General features: G+C 63.0%; 15 protein-coding genes. 8 read left to right on the plus strand and 7 right to left on the minus strand.

What is annotated here, in order from left to right; translation table 11 throughout:
• Positions 1 to 201: 201 nt before the first annotated feature.
• Positions 202 to 1,176 carry an asparaginase gene (locus ACFR9U_RS14930; protein ID WP_247382226.1) on the minus strand — a complete coding sequence of 325 codons (975 nt, stop codon included), beginning with the start codon at positions 1,174 to 1,176 and terminating at the stop codon, positions 202 to 204.
• A 666-nt stretch (positions 1,177 to 1,842) separates the two neighbouring features.
• Between ACFR9U_RS14930 and ACFR9U_RS14935 the strand changes: the two genes are divergently transcribed.
• Positions 1,843 to 2,649, plus strand: coding sequence for an IclR family transcriptional regulator (locus tag ACFR9U_RS14935; protein WP_247382227.1), 807 nt, complete (start codon positions 1,843 to 1,845; stop codon positions 2,647 to 2,649).
• Positions 2,650 to 3,244: 595 nt separating this feature from the next.
• Entirely contained in the window at positions 3,245 to 3,997 is a 753-nt protein-coding gene (locus ACFR9U_RS14940) for an IclR family transcriptional regulator (protein ID WP_247382228.1), read from the plus strand.
• Here ACFR9U_RS14940 and ACFR9U_RS14945 read toward each other — a convergent pair whose 3' ends face one another.
• The gene (locus tag ACFR9U_RS14945; RefSeq protein ID WP_247382229.1) at positions 3,998 to 5,557 is read right to left on the minus strand and encodes an acyl CoA:acetate/3-ketoacid CoA transferase; all 1,560 of its coding nucleotides are present in this window, start codon (positions 5,555 to 5,557) and stop codon (positions 3,998 to 4,000) included.
• Positions 5,558 to 5,714: 157 nt separating this feature from the next.
• Between ACFR9U_RS14945 and ACFR9U_RS14950 the strand changes: the two genes are divergently transcribed.
• Entirely contained in the window at positions 5,715 to 6,839 is a 1,125-nt protein-coding gene (locus tag ACFR9U_RS14950; RefSeq protein ID WP_247382230.1) for an acyl-CoA dehydrogenase family protein, read from the plus strand.
• Between the two features lies 1 nt (position 6,840).
• On the opposite strand, the gene ACFR9U_RS14955 is transcribed toward ACFR9U_RS14950, so the two are convergent.
• Positions 6,841 to 7,704, minus strand: a complete 864-nt coding sequence (locus ACFR9U_RS14955; RefSeq protein ID WP_247382231.1) for a 3-hydroxyacyl-CoA dehydrogenase family protein — start codon at positions 7,702 to 7,704, stop codon at positions 6,841 to 6,843.
• Positions 7,705 to 7,794: 90 nt separating this feature from the next.
• Between ACFR9U_RS14955 and ACFR9U_RS14960 the strand changes: the two genes are divergently transcribed.
• From ACFR9U_RS14960 to ACFR9U_RS14980, 5 genes are all read left to right on the plus strand, one after another.
• Positions 7,795 to 8,115, plus strand: coding sequence for an EthD family reductase (locus ACFR9U_RS14960; protein ID WP_247382233.1), 321 nt, complete (start codon positions 7,795 to 7,797; stop codon positions 8,113 to 8,115).
• 30 nt (positions 8,116 to 8,145) lie between these two features.
• Positions 8,146 to 9,312 (plus strand): thiolase C-terminal domain-containing protein, encoded by a 1,167-nt coding sequence (locus tag ACFR9U_RS14965; RefSeq protein WP_247382235.1) that lies wholly within the window; start codon positions 8,146 to 8,148, stop codon positions 9,310 to 9,312.
• A 55-nt stretch (positions 9,313 to 9,367) separates the two neighbouring features.
• Complete coding sequence (locus ACFR9U_RS14970; RefSeq protein ID WP_247382237.1) at positions 9,368 to 9,748, plus strand: Zn-ribbon domain-containing OB-fold protein; 381 nt, start codon at positions 9,368 to 9,370, stop codon at positions 9,746 to 9,748.
• Between the two features lie 837 nt (positions 9,749 to 10,585).
• Positions 10,586 to 11,209: a rod-determining factor RdfA gene (gene rdfA, locus ACFR9U_RS14975; RefSeq protein ID WP_247382239.1), complete on the plus strand. Its 624-nt coding sequence runs from the start codon at positions 10,586 to 10,588 to the stop codon at positions 11,207 to 11,209.
• A gap of 138 nt (positions 11,210 to 11,347) precedes the next feature.
• Positions 11,348 to 13,291, plus strand: coding sequence for an archaea-specific SMC-related protein (locus ACFR9U_RS14980; protein WP_247382241.1), 1,944 nt, complete (start codon positions 11,348 to 11,350; stop codon positions 13,289 to 13,291).
• Between the two features lie 351 nt (positions 13,292 to 13,642).
• Here ACFR9U_RS14980 and ACFR9U_RS14985 read toward each other — a convergent pair whose 3' ends face one another.
• The 4 genes from ACFR9U_RS14985 to ACFR9U_RS15000 all read right to left on the minus strand — a co-directional run bounded on the left by ACFR9U_RS14985 (position 13,643) and on the right by ACFR9U_RS15000 (position 17,885).
• Positions 13,643 to 14,434: an IclR family transcriptional regulator gene (locus ACFR9U_RS14985; protein WP_247382243.1), complete on the minus strand. Its 792-nt coding sequence runs from the start codon at positions 14,432 to 14,434 to the stop codon at positions 13,643 to 13,645.
• Positions 14,435 to 14,743: 309 nt separating this feature from the next.
• On the minus strand, positions 14,744 to 16,063 hold the full coding sequence (locus ACFR9U_RS14990) for a methyl-accepting chemotaxis protein (RefSeq protein ID WP_247382245.1): 1,320 nt from the start codon (positions 16,061 to 16,063) through the stop codon (positions 14,744 to 14,746).
• A 126-nt stretch (positions 16,064 to 16,189) separates the two neighbouring features.
• Complete coding sequence (locus ACFR9U_RS14995) at positions 16,190 to 17,002, minus strand: enoyl-CoA hydratase/isomerase family protein (protein ID WP_247382246.1); 813 nt, start codon at positions 17,000 to 17,002, stop codon at positions 16,190 to 16,192.
• Complete coding sequence (locus tag ACFR9U_RS15000) at positions 16,995 to 17,885, minus strand: 3-hydroxyacyl-CoA dehydrogenase family protein (RefSeq protein WP_247382248.1); 891 nt, start codon at positions 17,883 to 17,885, stop codon at positions 16,995 to 16,997. Before ACFR9U_RS15000 ends, ACFR9U_RS14995 begins: the two co-directional genes overlap by 8 nt.
• Positions 17,886 to 17,964 lie beyond the last annotated feature (79 nt).

The raw sequence follows: 17,964 nt of genomic DNA on the forward strand, positions 1-17,964 counted from the left end.
CATTTTTCGCGCGCCGTCCCGTTCTCACTGTGCCACTCGAGCCGTGAGCCTGTGCGGGCGACGTCTCGCCGAGCCGACCTGCGTAACTGGTCCAAGTCGCCGACTCAGCCCTCACGATCGTGAGCAACGGATCGAGGTGAGACCCCCGGCTGCTACAGTGCCACGTCCAGCAGCAGGCCAGTTATGACAGACCGTCGGCGGTCACTCGCCGTGAGTTGGAAACCAGTCGAGCGGGTTCTCGCTAGTCGACAGCGCCAGTGCGAGCTTGATCCGCGCTTGCTGGACGGAGAGATCGTCCGCGAACCCGGCCCCGTGTTGCCGCAGCGTTTCGCCGCCGCCGTCGCTCCCGTACACGGGGAGCGTCGCGCCGGCGTGACACCGCGTCCCGACGACGACCGCGACGTCGTTGTCGATCGCGTCGGCGATCGCGTCGCCGAGAGCGCTCGTCGTGTTCCCGATGCCAGTCCCTTCGATAACGAGGCCATCGACGCCGGCGTCGATCGCGTCGTCGATCGGATCGCGTGGCGTGCTGACGCCGCTCGGGATTATCCGAACCGACGCCGTCGGGACGATGGGGTCACACGTCGGTTCCGAGGCGAGTGGCTCGTGATGGAACCGAACGCGGGCGCGGTCGAATGACGCGACCGGCCCGGAATCGGGCGATTCGAACGCTTCGACCCGAGACGTATGGGCCTTCGTCACACGACAGGCCGCGTGGAGCTGGTCGTTGAAGGCGACGTACGATCCGCCCGCCGCCCGGAGACGGTCGTGTGCCGCGGCACGGACGGCGTTGATGAGGTTCGCAGGCCCGTCCGGACTCGGCTCGTCGGGTCGGCGCTGTGCTCCGGTGAACACGATCGGCACGTCGGCCGAAGACGTCAGCGCTGCATAGAATGCGGATTCCTCCATCGTGTCGGTGCCGTGTGTCACGACCACCCCGTCGACGCCGTCTGCAGCCGCCGCGTGCGCTCTGTCGACGATAGACGACATCGTCTCGAAGTCCATGTCGAAGCTCGGGATGCGAGCGACCTCCTCGACGGAGATCGACGCATACTCTCGCGCTTCGGCTGCGTCCCCGAGGATTTCCGTGCCATCGATCTTCGGCTGTGCACCCTCGTCACCGTCGGTACTTGCGATCGTCCCACCCGTACTGAGAACTCTAATCGTAGGCTTCACACTGCAGTACTGATACGTACATGTGGTGTTAGGTGTTTCGGAGGGGTCGCATGTGCTGACAGCTTCGCTCGCACCCGCGACGTGATTCACGTCACCAAGCGCGAACAAACACCTGACGTCGAGACTGACACGCCGCGGTCAGGCAGAAGCCGGCCGGGAGTGTAGGCGGGCCATGCACCTGGAGAGTCAACAGACCAACCGTTCGCACGTCGCAAACAGCAATCGGGGCGAGACGAAACCACCGCAGGCACGCACGCCGCGGAGATCACATGGTCACAGACACCGCTGGAGAACCCACACAGTGCAGACCGACGCATTTTCGATCCGATCCAGCGGACGCCGCGCGACAAGATTCATGCGGACTCGCACTGCCAGTCGTCGCCGCTGTGAAAGCGCAGAACCACGCACGGAGACCGCTTCTTTCACCACCACCTCCGCGGGATGGAACCCACCCGACGCCCGTTTGTCTCCGGCAAACGCCATCGCACAGCCGAGAGGCCGGATCGAGTGTGTGTTCATGAGTACCGTGGGAAAGGCCCCCAGTCTGTGCGTTGATTTTTCATAACTGGCCGTGTTCGGCAACCATCTGCCGGGTTTACGGAGGCAAGCCGACAGGTCGCGTTTGTCGTACGCAAACGATATATCAGCCCGGCTTGTAGACTACTCATGCCAACGGATCCAGTCGAGTCCGATTCGCCCAGGACCCTACAGACGTCCACGACGACGCTGGACGTAGTCAACGCGCTGAAAAATCTCAACGGTGCGACCGTCACCGAGATGGCCGACTACCTCGACCTCTCGAAAGGGGGCGCGTACAACCACCTCGCAACGCTCCGCGCGAACGATTTCGTCATCAAGCGCGGGGACGAGTACGATCTGAGCCCTCGTTTCATCCTCATCGGCGAACACGTTAGACAGGAAAGTCTGCTCTACCGATTCGGCAAGGAAGAACTCGACAAACTCGTCGCGGAAACCGGCGAATACGCACAACTGATCACAGAGCAACACGGGCTCGGCATCGTGGTCTACCTGAAACGCGGCGAAAACGCGATGGGGAACACCTACTCCGATCAGATGGAGCGACGATCCCTGAATCTCCACCACCTGGCGGCGGGCAAAGCGATCCTCGAACGGCTCCCCGACGAACGCGTCGAAGCGATCGTCGAGCAACACGGTCTCGACGCCCGGACGAGCAATACGATAACGGACCTGGACGGCCTGTTCGAGGAACTGGCAGCGGTCGAGGAGCGTGGGTTCGCATACAACATCGAGGAGGAGGTCGACGGCTTGCGGGCCGTCGGCGCCGCGATCGACGGCCCAGACGGCAACGTTCTCGGTGCGATCAGCCTGTCCGGCCCTCGCAGTCGAATGCAAGGTGACCGCCTCCGGGAGGAGCTTCCAGAGAAAGTGAAGAACACGGCCGACGTCATCGAGTTCAACATCAACATGGACACCCAGTCCCACCAGTTTTGAATCCGTCATCTCGGATCTGCCGTTACATCCATAGGATTGTAACACCACCGTCGCAGGAAGATCACCCCCGCGCGGACAGCACGGCGTCATCTGCTCTGTAACGCTGCTTCAGACTCTTGCCGAAGCAGCGGACTTCACTCGGCTGCTTCGTGACGGACCTGAGTGAGTCGCACCAGTCCGAGACGCTTCCTGCCAGCATCCGATTACAAAAGTAGTATCGTAATGGGTAGTGGCGACTCCAGTCCGATTCTCGTATCGCTGTTCCGCCCCTCGATCCACTTTCGAGTTTCTTGAAGACACGTTACCGGCACCACACAGCTATGGAGGCGACCAGAACCGGATTCCGGTGGCTATCGCCGCCAATACGTGTCTCCGAAATAGTCGGATCGACGATCGCTCGGTGTATTGGTTCGGCCGACCGATCGGACAGGTAATAATCTGCGGTCGGAGCCCATGTCGACGGATCGTGGGTCACCTGAAGATGTTTTGCGACACCACTGAGTAGCTTTCCTCACAGTCATCGGAAGATCGGCCGGTACTTTGTTTCGACAATTTCGAAAGGCTTTCCAGCTTTGAGGGACGTGTCTTCGGTATCATGGCCAGCGGCTCACGACAGACGGTCGATCGGGCGTTCGAGATCATCGACGTGTTGGCTGAGGAAGGCGGCCTTCGGGGATCCGCGGTCGCCGACGAACTCGACATGCCCGTGAGCACCGCGCACGATTATCTTCAGGCGCTGACGGCGACGGGATACGTGACGAAAACCGACAACATCTATCGAACCTCGACGCGCTTCCTGGAGGTCGGCCAACGGCAGCGCCATCGACTCGACGTGTTCACCGCCGCAGCGGAGGAACTCGAGACGGTCGCCGAAGAGACCAGAGAGCACGTCACGCTGATGATCGAAGAGAACGGACAGGGCGTGCTCATCGCCATCCAGGAAGGCGCCGACGCGGTGAGCCTCTTCGCGTATCCCGGCGCCCGGATGCCCCTCCACGCGACGGCGCCGGGCAAAGCGATTCTCGCGTACCTGCCGCCCGAGCGCGTCGAGGAAATCCTGGACGACCACGGACTCGTCGCGGTCACGAACCGGACGATCACCGATCGGGAGGTCCTTTTCGACCAACTCGGAAGCATCCGAGAACAGGGGTACGCGGTCGACGACGGTGAGCGCATCGCGGGCATGGTGTGTATCGCCGCGCCGGTGCTCGACAAAGCCGACGACGTCCAGGCGTCGGTCTGCGTGTGCGGCCCGCGGAGTCGGATCGACGAACAGCGGCAGGAACAGATCGCCGAGGTCGTTCGGCGGTCGGCGAACGTGATCCAGGTGAATCTGGATTACGCGTAGTTAGTTGACGTACTCGCTCAGGTCCATCGGTTCCTCGCGGAACAGCGCCGGATTCATCTCCGCGAGGTCGTCGGCGACGACGGGATCGAACGCCATGTTGTCGACGACGTCAGTCTCCGCGTCGACGCCCGGAGCGACCTCGGTCAACACCAGTCCGTCGCTGGAGAGCTCGAAGACGGCGCGCTCGGTGACGTAGACGATGGGCTGGTCCGTCTCGACGGCGTAGTCGCCGCTGAAGGTGATCTGCTCGACCTCGTCGACGAACTTCGTGCCCTCACCCTCGGACACGATTTCGAGCGTCCCGTCGCCGACGTCGACCTCCAGGCCGCCCGTGGTGAGCGTCCCACAGAAGACGACTTTCTCGGCGTTCTGCGTGATGTTGATGAAGCCGCCACAGCCGGGGAGTTGGGAGCCGAACCGGCTGACGTTGATGTTGCCGTCGGCGTCGATCTGGGCCATGCCGAGGTAGCCGATGTCGAGGCCGCCCCCGTCGTAGAAGTCGAACTGCTCGGGCGAGGTCACGAGCGCCTCGTGGTTGACGGCCGTCCCGAAGCTGATGCCGCCCGAGGGCGAGCCACCGATGGGACCGGCCTCGACGGTCTGGGTGATCTCGTCGCTGATGTTCCCCTCGCTCGCGACGACGGGAATCGTCTCGGGCACGCCGACGCCGAGGTTTACGACCGCGTCGGGGACCAGTTCCATCGCGGCCCGGCGGGCGATGACTGTCCGCTCGGTGAGCGGCGCCTGCTCGGCGTCGTCGTCCTGGGGGACTCTGACCTCGCCGCTGAACGCGCCGCTGTAGTCCTCGCCGTAGGTCTGCTTGTGCTCGGACGGCGGTGCCTCGACCACTGTGTCGACGACGACGCCGGGCACGTCGATGTCGCGGGCGCTCAGCGACCCGGCTTCCGTGACGCGCTCGACCTGCGCGATGACCGTCCCGCCGGAGTTGTGCGCGGCCTGGGCGGTCGCCAGCATGTTCGCGGTGAGCGCTTCGCGCTCCATCGTGAGGTTGCCGTTCTCGTCGGCGGTCGTCCCGCGGATGATGGCGACGTCTATGGGCTGTGCGTGGTAGAACAGGTACTCCTCGCCGTCGAGGGTGACGACCTCGACGATGTCCTCGGTCGTCTCGTCGTTGGCTTTGGCCCCGTCCTGACGCGGGTCGACGAAGGTCCGCAGACCGACGTTGGTGATCGTCCCCGGTTTGCCCGCGGCCGTGTCACGGAGCAGGTGATCCATCGCGCCGAACGGGAGGTTGTACGCTTCGACCTCGCCCGCGACGACCTTCTCCATCAGGTCCGGAACGAACCCCCAGTGGCTACCGATGACGCGCTCCAGCATGCCGTCCTGGACGAGGTGGGAGATGCCGTTCCCCTGCCGGTCGCCCTCGGCCGCCGGGTGATAGAGCGTGAGATCGCCCGGCGCGCCCGACGCTTCGTACCGGTCGCCCAACGCGTTCAGTACGTACTCCGGGATGCCGACGGCGACGAAGCCACCGATGCCGACGGTGTCTCCGTCTTCGATGCACGCGACTGCCTCTTCGACGGGTTCTACGAGTGCCATGTCGTTCGGAGTACGGGAGGCCCGGAACAAACCTTTTGCTACTTTTAGTGAGTGTCCTGATCAAGGCCGTCAAATATATTTCGGCCCCTGTACGAGCCCAACTCGCCCGACGGTCGTATCGTATTCTTTAGGACCCCATGGTTCGTAGCCCGTGCCGATGGAACTCACCAGCGAGCAGCGGATGATTCAGGAGACAGTCCGGGAGTTCGTCGAGAACGAAGTCAGCGAGAACGTCGCCGAGGCCGACGAGAGCCAGGAGTTCCCCGAAGACATCTGGGACGGCCTGGCCGACCTCGACCTGACGGGCCTGACGGTGCCCGAGAAGTACGGCGGCTTCGACGCCGACGAGGTCACCTACAGCATCGTCAACGAGGAACTGGCCCGTGGCCACCTGGCCGTCGCGACGGCACTGTCGGTCCACGGACTGGCGACGTCGTGTATCCGGCAGTTCGGCACGGACGACCAACAGGACGAGTGGCTCTCGGAGATGGTCGACGGGCGGCCCGTCGGGGCGTTCGCACTCTCCGAGCCGCACGCCGGATCGAACCCCGCCGAGATGACCACCGAAGCCCGCAAAGAGGGCGACGAGTACGTCATCAACGGCACGAAACAGTGGATCACCAACGGGAAACGCTCCGGCGTCGTCATCCTCTTCGCCAAGACCGACAAGGACGACCCCAACACGGTCACACAGTTCCTCGTGCCCAAGGACATCGACGGGCTCGAAGTCGGCAAGAAAGAGGACAAGCTCGGGCTGCGCGCCAGCGACACGACGACGCTCGTCTTCGACGACGCGCGCATCCCCGCCGAGAACCGCCTGACCGAGGTCGGTGCCGGTCTCAAGGCCGCGTTCTCCATCCTGACCGGCGGCCGCATCGCCATCGCCAGTCAGGCCGTCGGCGTGGCACAGGCCGCGCTGGACGACGCCGTCGCGTACGCCAACGAACGCGAGCAGTTCGGCGAGCCGATCATCGAGAAGCAGGCCATCGCCCACAAACTCGCCGACATGCAGACGGACGTGCAGGCCGCGCGCCTGCTCACGCGCGACGCCGCGCGCAAAAACGAGGGCGACGTTCACCCAAAGTCCGCGAGCATGGCCAAGTACTTCGCCAGCGAGACCGCCGTCGACGTGGCCAACGAGGCCGTCCAGGTCCACGGCGGCTACGGCTACACCAAGGACTTCGACGTCGAGCGCTACTACCGCGACGCCAAGATCACCACGATCTACGAGGGCACCTCAGAGATTCAGAAAAAAGTCATCGCGCGCCACCTGAAGGACTGAGCTACTCGTACTCGTAGAAGCCGTTCCCCGTCTTCTTCCCGAGGTCGCCGGCCTCGACTTTTCGCTTGAGCAGGTACGCGGGCTTGTATCGGTCGCCCAGTTCCTCGTGGAGGGTCTCCGTCGCGTGGAGACAGACGTCCAGTCCGATGTGGTCGGCGAGCGTCAGCGGCCCCATCGGGACGTTCGTCCCGAGCGTCATGCCCTTGTCGAGGTCTTCCTTGGAGGCGACGCCCTCGTCGAACGCGCGGATGCCCTCGTTGATCCAGGGCATCAGCACGCGGTTGGTGACGAACCCGGGCTTGTCGTCGGACTCCCAGGTCTCCTTGCCGAGGTCCTCGGAGAAGTCGTGTGCCAGTGCGACCACGTCGGCGTCGGTCTTCTCGCCGACGACGATCTCGACGCCCTTCATGACCGGGACCGGGTTCATGAAGTGGATGCCGACGACCTGTTCGGGGCGCTCGGTCGCGCTGGCGATGGTCGTGATCGAGAGCGTGCTGGTGTTGGTCGCGAGCACGGCCTCGTCGCCGGTGACCTCGTCCAGGTCAGCGAAAATGTCCTGTTTGACGTCGACGTCCTCGACGGCGGCCTCGACGACGAGGTCACAATCCGCCAGGTCCTCGAGGTCGGTCGTGCCCGTAATGCGCTCTCGGGTCGCCGTCGCTTCCTCGTCGGTCAGTTTGTCGCTGTCGAGGAGGCTGTCGAGGCTGTCGCTGATGGTCTCGAACCCGCTCTCGACGAACGACTGTTCGATGTCGCGCATCACGACATCGTAGCCCGCCATGGCGGTGACCTGTGCGATTCCACTACCCATCGTGCCCGCGCCGACGACCCCGACGCGGTCGATCGACTCTAGCTGAAAGGTCATCACAGGAATCTCTTGCCACGTGCAACCTAAGTGTGCCGAAACGGCCCGGGGATCGATAGAACAAAGGTCGTGAACGAGTGACCTGTACCCATGCGGAAACTTGTCAATCTCCTCGTCCGACAGGACGGGCTGAGCCACGAGGAGTTCGTGGACTACTGGCTGACCGAACACGCGCCGCTGGCGGAAGCCCTCCCCGGCGTCAGGAAGTACGCGACGTCGATCCCCGCCGACCCGGACAAGGCCGCCTACGACGGGATCGCGGAGCTGTACCTCGACGCGGACGCGAGCGTCGGCGACGTGTTCGCGAGCGAGGCCGGCCAACGGGTCCAGGCGGACACGAAAAACTTCCTCGACGACGACGCTGGTGAGGTCCTGGTCGTCGACGAGACGGTACAGTTCGGCGACGACTGAACGCGACAAGAGGAAGACACGAGAGCACACATGTCACGAGCACGCATTGCTGGCACAGGGATGACGCCGTTCGGTGAACACCCCGATCGGCCGGGCCGGGACCTCTTCGGGGAGGCCGGGCTCGCAGCACTCGACGACGCGGGGCTTTCGCCGGACGACGTCGACGAGGTCTTCTACGGCAACTTCGTCGGGACGCTGTCCGAAAACCAGGGCCACCAGGGGCCCCTGATGAGCGAGGCCTTCGGCACGACGGCGCCCGCCAGGCGGATCGAAGGCGCGTGCGCGTCGAGCGGTCTTGCGATCCGCGACGCGGTCCGCGTCGTCAGGAACGGCGAGGCCGACGTGGTCCTCGCCGGCGGCATGGAACGCATGACGAACATGGGAACCGCCGGTGCGACCGCGGGGCTGGCCGTCGCGGCCGACGACCTCTACGAAGTCCGCCCTGGGGTGACTTTCCCGGCGGCGTACGCGCTTATGGCGCGCGCCTACTTCGAGCGGTACGGGGGCGACGAGACCGATCTCGCCCACGTCGCCGTCAAGAACCACGAGAACGCGCTGGCCAACGATCACGCCCACCTGCAGACCGAGATCACCGTCGACGACGTCGCCGAAGCGCCGGCCGTCGCCGACCCGCTCGGCCTCTACGACGCCTGCCCGATCAGCGACGGCGCGAGCGCGGTGGTGGTGACGACTGACACCTACGCCGAGGACCACGGCCTCGACGCCCCGGTCGCGATCACCGGCAGCGGCCAGGGCAGCGACCGCATGGCGCTCCAGGACCGCGAATCCTACGCGAAGACGCCCGCGACCCGCGCCGCGGCACAGGAAGCGTACGCCGATGCCGACGTGGTACCCGACGACGTCGACGTCGCCGAGGTCCACGACTGCTTCACGATCGCGGAAGTGCTCGCCCTGGAAGCGCTCGACCTTTACGAGGAGGGCGAGGCGATCGGCGCGGCCCGTCGCGGCGAGACGACGCGGGACGGGCGACTGCCGGTCAACCTCTCGGGCGGCCTGAAGGCCAAAGGGCATCCGGTCGGCGCGACGGGCACGGCACAGGTCGCCGCCGTCGCGACGCTGCTTTCGGGCAGCCATCCCCGAGCGGACGCGCTCGATTCGCCGACCGTCGGGGTCGCCCAGAACGCAGGCGGCACCGTCGCCAGTGCCACCGTGCACGTCCTCGAGGTGGTTCAATGACGACGTATCACCGCCGGTTCGGAGTCAGCCAACTCGCCACTGCGGAGGTGGTGGCATGACTGACGCCAGCGACGGCGCGTTCTCGGCGTTCCTCGACGCGATCGAGGCCGGCGACCCGTACTACCTCGTCTGTCCGGAGAGCCACGGGTCGATCCCGCCACAACAGCTCTGTCCGGAGTGTCACAGTCGTGACCTCTCGAAAACGCCGCTCTCAGAGAGTGGCGAAATCGAAACGTACACCGTGGTCTCCGTCCCCGCGCCACGGTTCAGCGACGACAGTCCGTACGTCACCGCCATCGCGGACTTCGGACCCGTCACCCTCACAGGCCACCTCCGCGGCGTCGATCCCGACGCCGTCGAAATCGGACAGACGGTGCGACTCGCCGTCGGATCAGCCGACGGTGAGCGATTCGTCGCCTTCGAGCAACCGGAATAGTACGCGACCGCTCCGGGAATCACGTCGCACCTGCAGTGTCTCGTTCTCGCTTGGCTGCCGTCATCTCGACCGGAGTCACTGTCAACAGTCCGTCGATCGAGCCGTTCGTTGACCCCTCGGATAGCCACGTCGAGTCTGTCGATGAGGTGAGTCTCGAAGAACCCCGTCAGATCGACAGGTACTCACCCAACTGCCGCAACCTTATCGTGATGTTTCCAGGATATATTTCCAATACCCGCACCACAATAGTATTTCTTCCCTATCATTTTTTGCTGTTATAGCTACAAATTTGATAGGTAGTGTTATAGATAGACGAACCTTGATTCGACAGTACATCAATTCTATAATAACAAGGGATATAATCGGTATTGAGTGCGCTGTATTCCACTTATCACGATTATTTCCAGATATTTAAATCGTATTATATCAGCGGAGAATAATCCTCGTCGAGAGGGGTATAAATAAATAAGTTCATATCAAGTACTATTTGTTTGAACCATAATTTTACTTATAATTCAGAGTACGTCACTTCACTTGGAATAGGGCGCCTGTCGTCGTTCGCGTTGGTCGGTAAGCGATTGGATACGAAGCGCCATCGACGGACCGGCACCTCACCGTTCATATTCGGTAAGAACGCAGCACTGCGAACGCTCCGTGCTCCCCGCATTCCCGTTACAGCAATAGGCGTGTAATGGAATTCGGTCGCCGCTCAGACCCACGCCGATGTTGTTCTCCCGTGGGTGTCGACCATCGCTATTACAGCCATAGGATTGTAATGCCAGAGGCAGAGACGCGTCGAGGTACATTTTAGTGTCCCCTCAGCGAACGGATGCGCTAATGACTGATTCATCGGAGGAACGCGACGCGCCGAGGTACAAGGTCGGGAAAGTCATCGAGCGCTATTCACTCGACGGCATGGGGAGTGAGTTGGAGGCACGTTGGCTCGGCGACGGCAGAGACTCACACAGCTTACGCGAGCTCGCGACGTATTTCAACGAGGAGGTAGTGCGCTCGGCGATCGCCGACACGGATCGACGGGAGGTGAGTGGCGACGTCGAAAACCTGTACCAGGTCCTCACTGATGACGACGTGAGTCGGGCAGAGCAGACACGGGTCCGGAAGGAGTTGGAACGCGACGGCATCGACGTCGAGCAGCTCGAACAGGACTTCGTCACCCACCAGGCGGTCCACACGTACCTCACGAAAGGGCGAGAGGTAGCAAAGGAGACCGAACCCGAAGATCGTCTCGACAACGCTCGCCAGACGATCAACCGACTCCGGAGCCGACTGATCGCCGTGTCGGAAACCACGCTCGATAGCCTCCGGCAGGCAGGTGCGATCACCCTGGGCTCGTACGATATCTTCGTCGAGATCAGCGTCCACTGCACGGACTGCGGGACGCACAAGAACTTTTTCGAGGTTCTCACCGATCGGGGCTGTGAGTGTTCGGATCAGGAGTGACCGCGACCCCAGATCTAAGATTGCTATCTTAGACGTTCGTCTTTGCTCAGAAGTCTGTAGGGAGTCACCACACGACCCGGGCGGCGAGGCCACCACCTGATGTAAAATTTTATCACTGAAAGAATCGATAGTGGACCTATGTCACAACATCAAACTAGTTCTTCGAAGGCCAGAATACAGGCGGAGAACATCGGCGGGATACAGGACACGTCCGTCGAGTTTTCGCCGGGCACCACGATCCTCGTCGGGCGGAACGCAACCAATCGAACGTCCTTCCTCCAGGCGATTATGGCGGCGCTCGGCAGCGAAAACGTCGCGATGAAAGGCGATGCCGACGAAGCGTCCGTCGAACTCACCCTCGGCGACGAGACGTATACGCGGCAGTTGAGTCGCCGTGCGGGTGGCGTCGTCACCGATGGAGACCCCTACCTCGACGATCCGACGCTCGCCGATCTGTTCGCCTTTTTACTGGAGTCCAACGAAGCCCGACGAGCGGTCGCTGCCAGCGACGACCTGCACGAACTCATCATGCGCCCGGTCGACACCGCGGCGATCCAGACTGAGATCGACCGACTCGTGGAGGAGCGAGAATCGCTCAAACGCGAACTCGAGGAGATCGACGAAGTCAAAGGGCAACTGCCGGGGCTGGAAGAAAAGCGGACGCAGTTGGAAACCGAAATCGAGGAGAAGCGAGCGGAGCTCGAAGCGAAGGAAGCGGAACTCGAGGACGCAGACGCCGACGTCGAAGAGACTCGCGAAGAAAAGGCCGAACTCGAAGACAAACTCGACGAACTCCGCTCGAAGCGATCCTCGCTGGACGACGTGCGGTACGACCTCGATACCGAGCGCGAAAGTCTCGAGGCCGTCAAAGGGGAACGACGCGAACTGGCGGACGAACTCGACGAGTTACCCGAGGCACCAGTCGGTGAGATAAACGAAATCGAGTCTGAAATCAGCCGGCTTCGCGAACGCAAACAGGCGCTCGAATCGGAGGTGAACCAACTCCAGAGCGTCATCGGCTTCAACGAGGACATGCTGGACGACGCGGACTCGACCGCGTTCCAGGGCCTGCTCGAAGACTCCTCGGGTGACCTCACGGACCAGTTACTCCCCGACGACGAGGTGACGTGCTGGACGTGTGGGAGTGAGGTCAAAAACGAGCAGATCGAAGCCACCCTCGATCAGTTACGGCAGGTGAGCCAAACGAAGATCAGCGACGTGGGCGACCTCGACACCCAGATTTCGGAGTTGAACGACCGAAAGCGCGAGTTGAAACAGTCCCAGCGCGAACGCGAACGCGTCGAACGACGCCTGACCGAGATCGAGACCGAGATCGAACGTGGAGAGGAAACCATCGAGCGCCTCAAGACACAGCGTGAGGAGTTGACCGAGGAAATCGAAACCGTCGAAGCGGAGGTCGACGAACTCGAGAACGAGGATTACAGTGCGGTTCTGGACCTCCACAAGGAGGCGAACCAGCTCGAATACGAACTCGGCAAGCTCGAGAACGACCTCGAACGCGTCGAGGGCGACATCGCGGACATCGAAGACCGGATCGCCGAACAGAGCGAGCTCGAGGCCGAACTCGACGACGTCAAAGCCGAGATCGAGGATCTCCGGACGAAGATCGAGCGAATCGAAGCCAACGCCGTCGAGGAGTTCAACGAGCACATGGACACCGTCCTCGAGATGCTCGACTACGCGAACCTCGACCGCATCTGGATCGAACGCGTCGAACGCGAGGTGCGCGAGGGACGCCGCAAAGTGACGAAGACCGTCTTCGAACTGCACGTCATTCGGACGTCCGAATCGGGGGCCGCGTACGAGGACACGGTCGACCACCTCTCGGAGAGCGAACGCGAGGTGACGGGACTCGTCTTCGCACTCGCAGGCTACCTCGCCCACGAAGTGTACGACGACGTTCCGTTCATCCTCCTGGACTCCCTGGAGGCCATCGACTCCGCCCGGATCGCGACGCTCGTCGAGTACCTCGCCGACTACACCGGCTACCTCCTCGTTGCGCTGCTCCCCGAAGACGCTGCCGCGCTGTCCAGCGATTACGAGCGCATCACTGAAATCTGAGACGGCGCTCGCTTTCTCACAGCGGCTTACGCACAGCACCGAGGGCTGATCCGACGACTCACACCTGCAATGGAACGCGAGAGGCTGACAGTGCTACGTCACGAAGGTGCCAGCCCGGCCGTTCGGTATTAGCGAACAGCAGAACAGTCGCATATTATACCCACACGGCCACTAATTTCCGAGTATGACTAACGTTCCACACACTATCTCGAGTAGTATTTTATGTTTATTTATTAAATACGATTAGACGTGGAGAATTATAATTCGGCATCAGTGCAAGCGAGAATCGGGCTGGACGAACGGGTGAAAGCTGGCTCCAGTAGTACGACCGGGAGAATCGAGGCGTGGGGATCAGGAGTGAGCGAGATTGAGTTCCAGTTCGTTCACGCTCCGATGAATGAGGTCTGGAATCTCGTTTGTCAGGCGGTCGTCTTTGAGTCGATGGGCAGGGCCGGCGACGGCAAACGCGCCGAGAACGTCGTCGTTCGGGTCCATGATCGGCACGGCCACTGCACGAAGGCCTTTCGTGCTTTCACTCTCGTTGACTGCGAATCCTTGCTCACGGATGGCTTCGAGTTCGGCAAAGAGTTCTGCTTCGCTGGTGATCGTGTTCTCGGTCGCGGCTGTGAGACCGTCGGTTTCGACGAGGCGCCGGACCTGGTCTTCCGGCATCTGGGCCAGCATTGCTTTGCCAGCCGCTGTGAGGTGCATGTCGAACCGCTTTCCGACGCGGCCCTTCGAGAAGACGCCGTGGCTGCCGGTTTCGCGATACAGCACGACGGCCTGGCCGTGCTCCGTGACGGTGAACTGTGCCGTCTCGCCGGACTCCTCGGCGAGGTCCCGGAGCTTTTCCCGGATGAGCGTGTTGCCCTCGATCTGGTTGCGCACGTGGCCACCGATGTCCAGAAATCGGAGTCCGAGACGGTAGACGTCACCGTCTTTCCTGACGAAGTCGCCGGCGCGAAGCGTCGCCAGGTGTTTGTGGACGGAACTCTTCGAGAGGCCCGTCACGTTCGCCAGTTCCGTGACGCCCGCGCCGTCGCGCGATTTCAGTTCAGCGATGATAGCGAACGATCGCTCCAGGCTCTTCAGCGTCCGTCCATCGACGTTCGCGCCGTCGTCGCCAGTGGATGGGTTGCTCATTGCGTGACAGTGACTTCCCCACCCTAAAAAGATTCACTAATGCGAAACGGTCGTGCGTGAACCGTGGCCCGAACCCAGACGGTAGCCGCGGTATCGCGCCTGCCCACTCGGCGCGCCATGTCGCGAAAATACACGCTCGATGGAAAGAAGACCGGTTCTGTCCCACGAGAGAGTTTACCATAGTCAACGCGTGTCGTGGCAACCGTTACCTGATGGCGCGTACAACCGACCTAGATGTTTACTAATGCGAAACGGACTTGTTGCAGCAGGGGTCACTCCCTGCCGGACGACGATGGTTCGGGCAGCGGGCTATCGCTCCGTGATCGTGGCCATCTCTCGTTCGATCCGGTCGACGTCGTCGAGGATGGCTTCGATCTTCTGGCTCTGTTCGTGGTTGGCGGTCGTGACGTCCTCGATGGCCGTCGCTACCGCCGCCGCACTGTCGGCGATGGCGTCGATCATGCTGGCGATCTCCTCAGCGCTCGCAGCCTGATTGTCCGTCGCATTGGCGATCTCCGTGAGGCCGCGGTCGGTTTCGGTCACCGACGCGAGAATCGACTGTTGGTTCTCGACGACGCGTTCGAGATCCTCGGCCGTTCGCTGGATCGTCTCGTGGGTTTCGTCGACGTTCTCAGTAGTGTTGACGGCCATCTCGCGAACCTCGTCGACGATCCGCTCGATTTCTTTCGCGCGAGTTTGGGATTCGTCGGCGAGGTCTTTGATCTCGTTTGCGACCACGGCGAACCCGTCGCTGTCGCCGTCTGCCCTGGCCGCCTCGATGTTGGCGTTGAGCGCGAGGATGTTGGTCTGTTCGGCGATGTCGTCGATCACGTCCACGATCCCGTCGATCTCGTCGATGCGTTCGCGGAGGTGCTGGGCGTCCTCGGCTAACGCCTCCGAGCCGTCGGCCAGTTCGTCGACGCGGTCGATCGTCTCCTCCGCAGTCTCGACGGACTCGGTGGCGAGGTCTTTGGTCTCCTCGCTCTGACTGCTCACCTCCTCGGCGCTGGAGGCGATCTCTTCGACGGTCGCGCTGAAATCCGACACCTCGTGTTGGACCTCCGAGAGGTCGGCCGCCTGGTCCTGGGTGAGGTCGCTGATGTGTCGCGATTCGTCCGAAATCTCCTCGGCAGCCCCGCGGAGATCGTCCATTGCCCCTCGGACGCTCTCTGACAGCTCCGTTTGGAGAGACTGCAGCGATTCCTGTTGCTCGATGATCTCGGTCACGTCCGTGAGAACCTCCAGTGCGCCGACGGTCTCGCCGTCCGCGTTCGTAATCGGGACGGCGAGAGCCCGCGCGTGAGAGGATTTGCCGTCGCTCTTGTCGGACGAACGGATCTTGCTCTCGCGGACGGCCTCGCCGGTCCTGGCGACGCGTTCGGCCAGGGTCTCCGACTCGCCCTTCGTCTCGAAGACGTCGTACGCTTTCGTGCCGACGGCTTCCTCAGCGCGCATGCCGTGGAGTCGCGACACCGCGTCGTTCCACTGGGTGACGACGCCGTCCGTGTCGACGACGAACGCTGCTTCCGGAAACGCTTCGACGAGCGACTCGAACGCGGTCCGCCAGAACGCCGCCGCCCGGCTCTCGTCTGCTGGCGCTAGCCGGTCGGCATCGGTCTGTAGTGCCATGCTGTCCCTATCGTGCCCACCAGTAATCATAAAATTTCTCAAATTATCGCTGAACAGGCCAGTTCGTCCGAGGAGACCCAGCGGGGCACCGACGCTACGGAAAGGGAACGGCAGGTCCGTCGACGCTCACTCGCCCGAAAACTCGGGGTCGCGCCCGTCGAGGAAGGCCTCGATGCCTTCGTCCTTGTCGTCTGTGGCGAACAACTGCACGAACAGTTCGGACTCGTACTCGAGACCGGCGTCCAGGCCCATGCGCGAACTCTCGCGGACGGCGGATTTGGCCAGTTCGAGCGCGACGGGGCTCTTCTCGGCCATCGCCCCCGCCAGGTCGTAGACGCGCTCGTCGATGGCGTCTGCCTCGCAGACCTCGTCGACGAGTCCGATCTCGGCCGCTTCGGTGGCGTCGACGAGTTCGCCGGAGAGGATGAGGCGCATCGCCTGCCCCTCGCCGACGAGGCGGGGCAGCCGCTGTGTCCCGCCGCCACCGGGGATCAATCCGAGGTTGATCTCCGGCTGGCCGAGTTTGGCGCCTTCCTGTGCGATGCGAACGTCACAGGCCTGTGCGAGTTCGCACCCGCCACCCAGCGCGTGGCCGTTGATGCGAGCGATGACGGGGATCGACAGCTCGTCGGCGGTCTCGTAGATGCGCGGCATCTCGCTCGCCTCCCGCTGCTCGACGAGGTCGCGCTCGCGGAACTCCGTCACGTCCGCGCCGGCGACGAACGCGCCGGAGCCGTCGCCGCCCGTGAGGACGAGCACGCGAACGGCGTCGTCGGCCGCTGCCGTCGCGAAGGCGTCTTTCAGTTCCGTCCGGACCTGCTCGTTCAGTGCGTTCCGAGCGTCCGGGCGTTCGATGGCGATCGTGGCCACGCGGTCGGCGTGATCACCGACGGTCACGGAGAGCAGATCGTAGGACTGCGCGGCGAGCGACTCACTCATCGTCGGCCCCCCACTCGCCGCTCATGCCGACTTTCTCGCCGTCCTCCCAGACGTAGAACCCCTCGCCGGACTTCTTGCCGAGGTTGCCCGCGCGGACCTTCCGGCGGAGCGCCTGTGGCGGTTTGAACCGCTCGCCGAGTTCCTCGCGCAGGTGCTCGGCGATGTGGAGGCGGACGTCGAGCCCGACGTGATCGCCGAGTTCGATGGGGCCCATCGGGTAGCCGTACCCCTTCCGCATGGCCGCGTCGATGTCCGCCGGACTGGCGACGCCCTGTTCGACCATGCGAATCGCCTCCAGACCGAGGGCGAGCCCCAGCCGCGAGGTCGCGAAGCCGGCGCTGTCTCGGACGACCACGTCCTCCTTGTCGATTCCCCGGACGTACTCGATCGCCCGCGTCTCCGTCTCGTCGCTGGTCTGCTCGGCGACGACGATCTCGACTAAGTCCATGATGTGGGGCGGATTGAAGAAATGCAAGCCGACGGCGCGCTCCGGACGCTCCAGCGCGGACGCCATCTCGGTCACGGAGAGCGAGGAGGTGTTCGAGGCGACGATGGTGTCGTCGGGCGCCGCGGCCTCGACGTCCGCGAAGACCTCCTGTTTGAGGTCCATGTCCTCCGGGACGGCCTCGACGACGAGGTCGGCGTCCGCGACGGCCTCGGCGAGTTCGGTGGTCCCGGAGATGCGGTCGAGCGTCGCGTCCATCTCGGACTCGGTCACCTTGTCCCGTTCGACGCCCTCGGCGAGGTTCTCCTCGATCCCGGCGATCCCGTCGGCGACGAAGTCGGCCTCGACGTCGCGGAGGACGACGTCGTGTCCGGCCATCGCCGACACCTGTGCGATTCCGTGGCCCATACTACCGGCTCCGAGTACTGCGACCTGCATACTGGCACACTCAGAGAGTGCGGGCAAAAGCGTTTCTCACTGCAGTGTGTGACGGTGGGGCAAAGAGAAAACGGTAAAC

Origin of the sequence: Halorientalis brevis, from assembly GCF_042678165.1 — an archaeon.
Lineage (GTDB): Archaea > Halobacteriota > Halobacteria > Halobacteriales > Haloarculaceae > Halorientalis > Halorientalis brevis.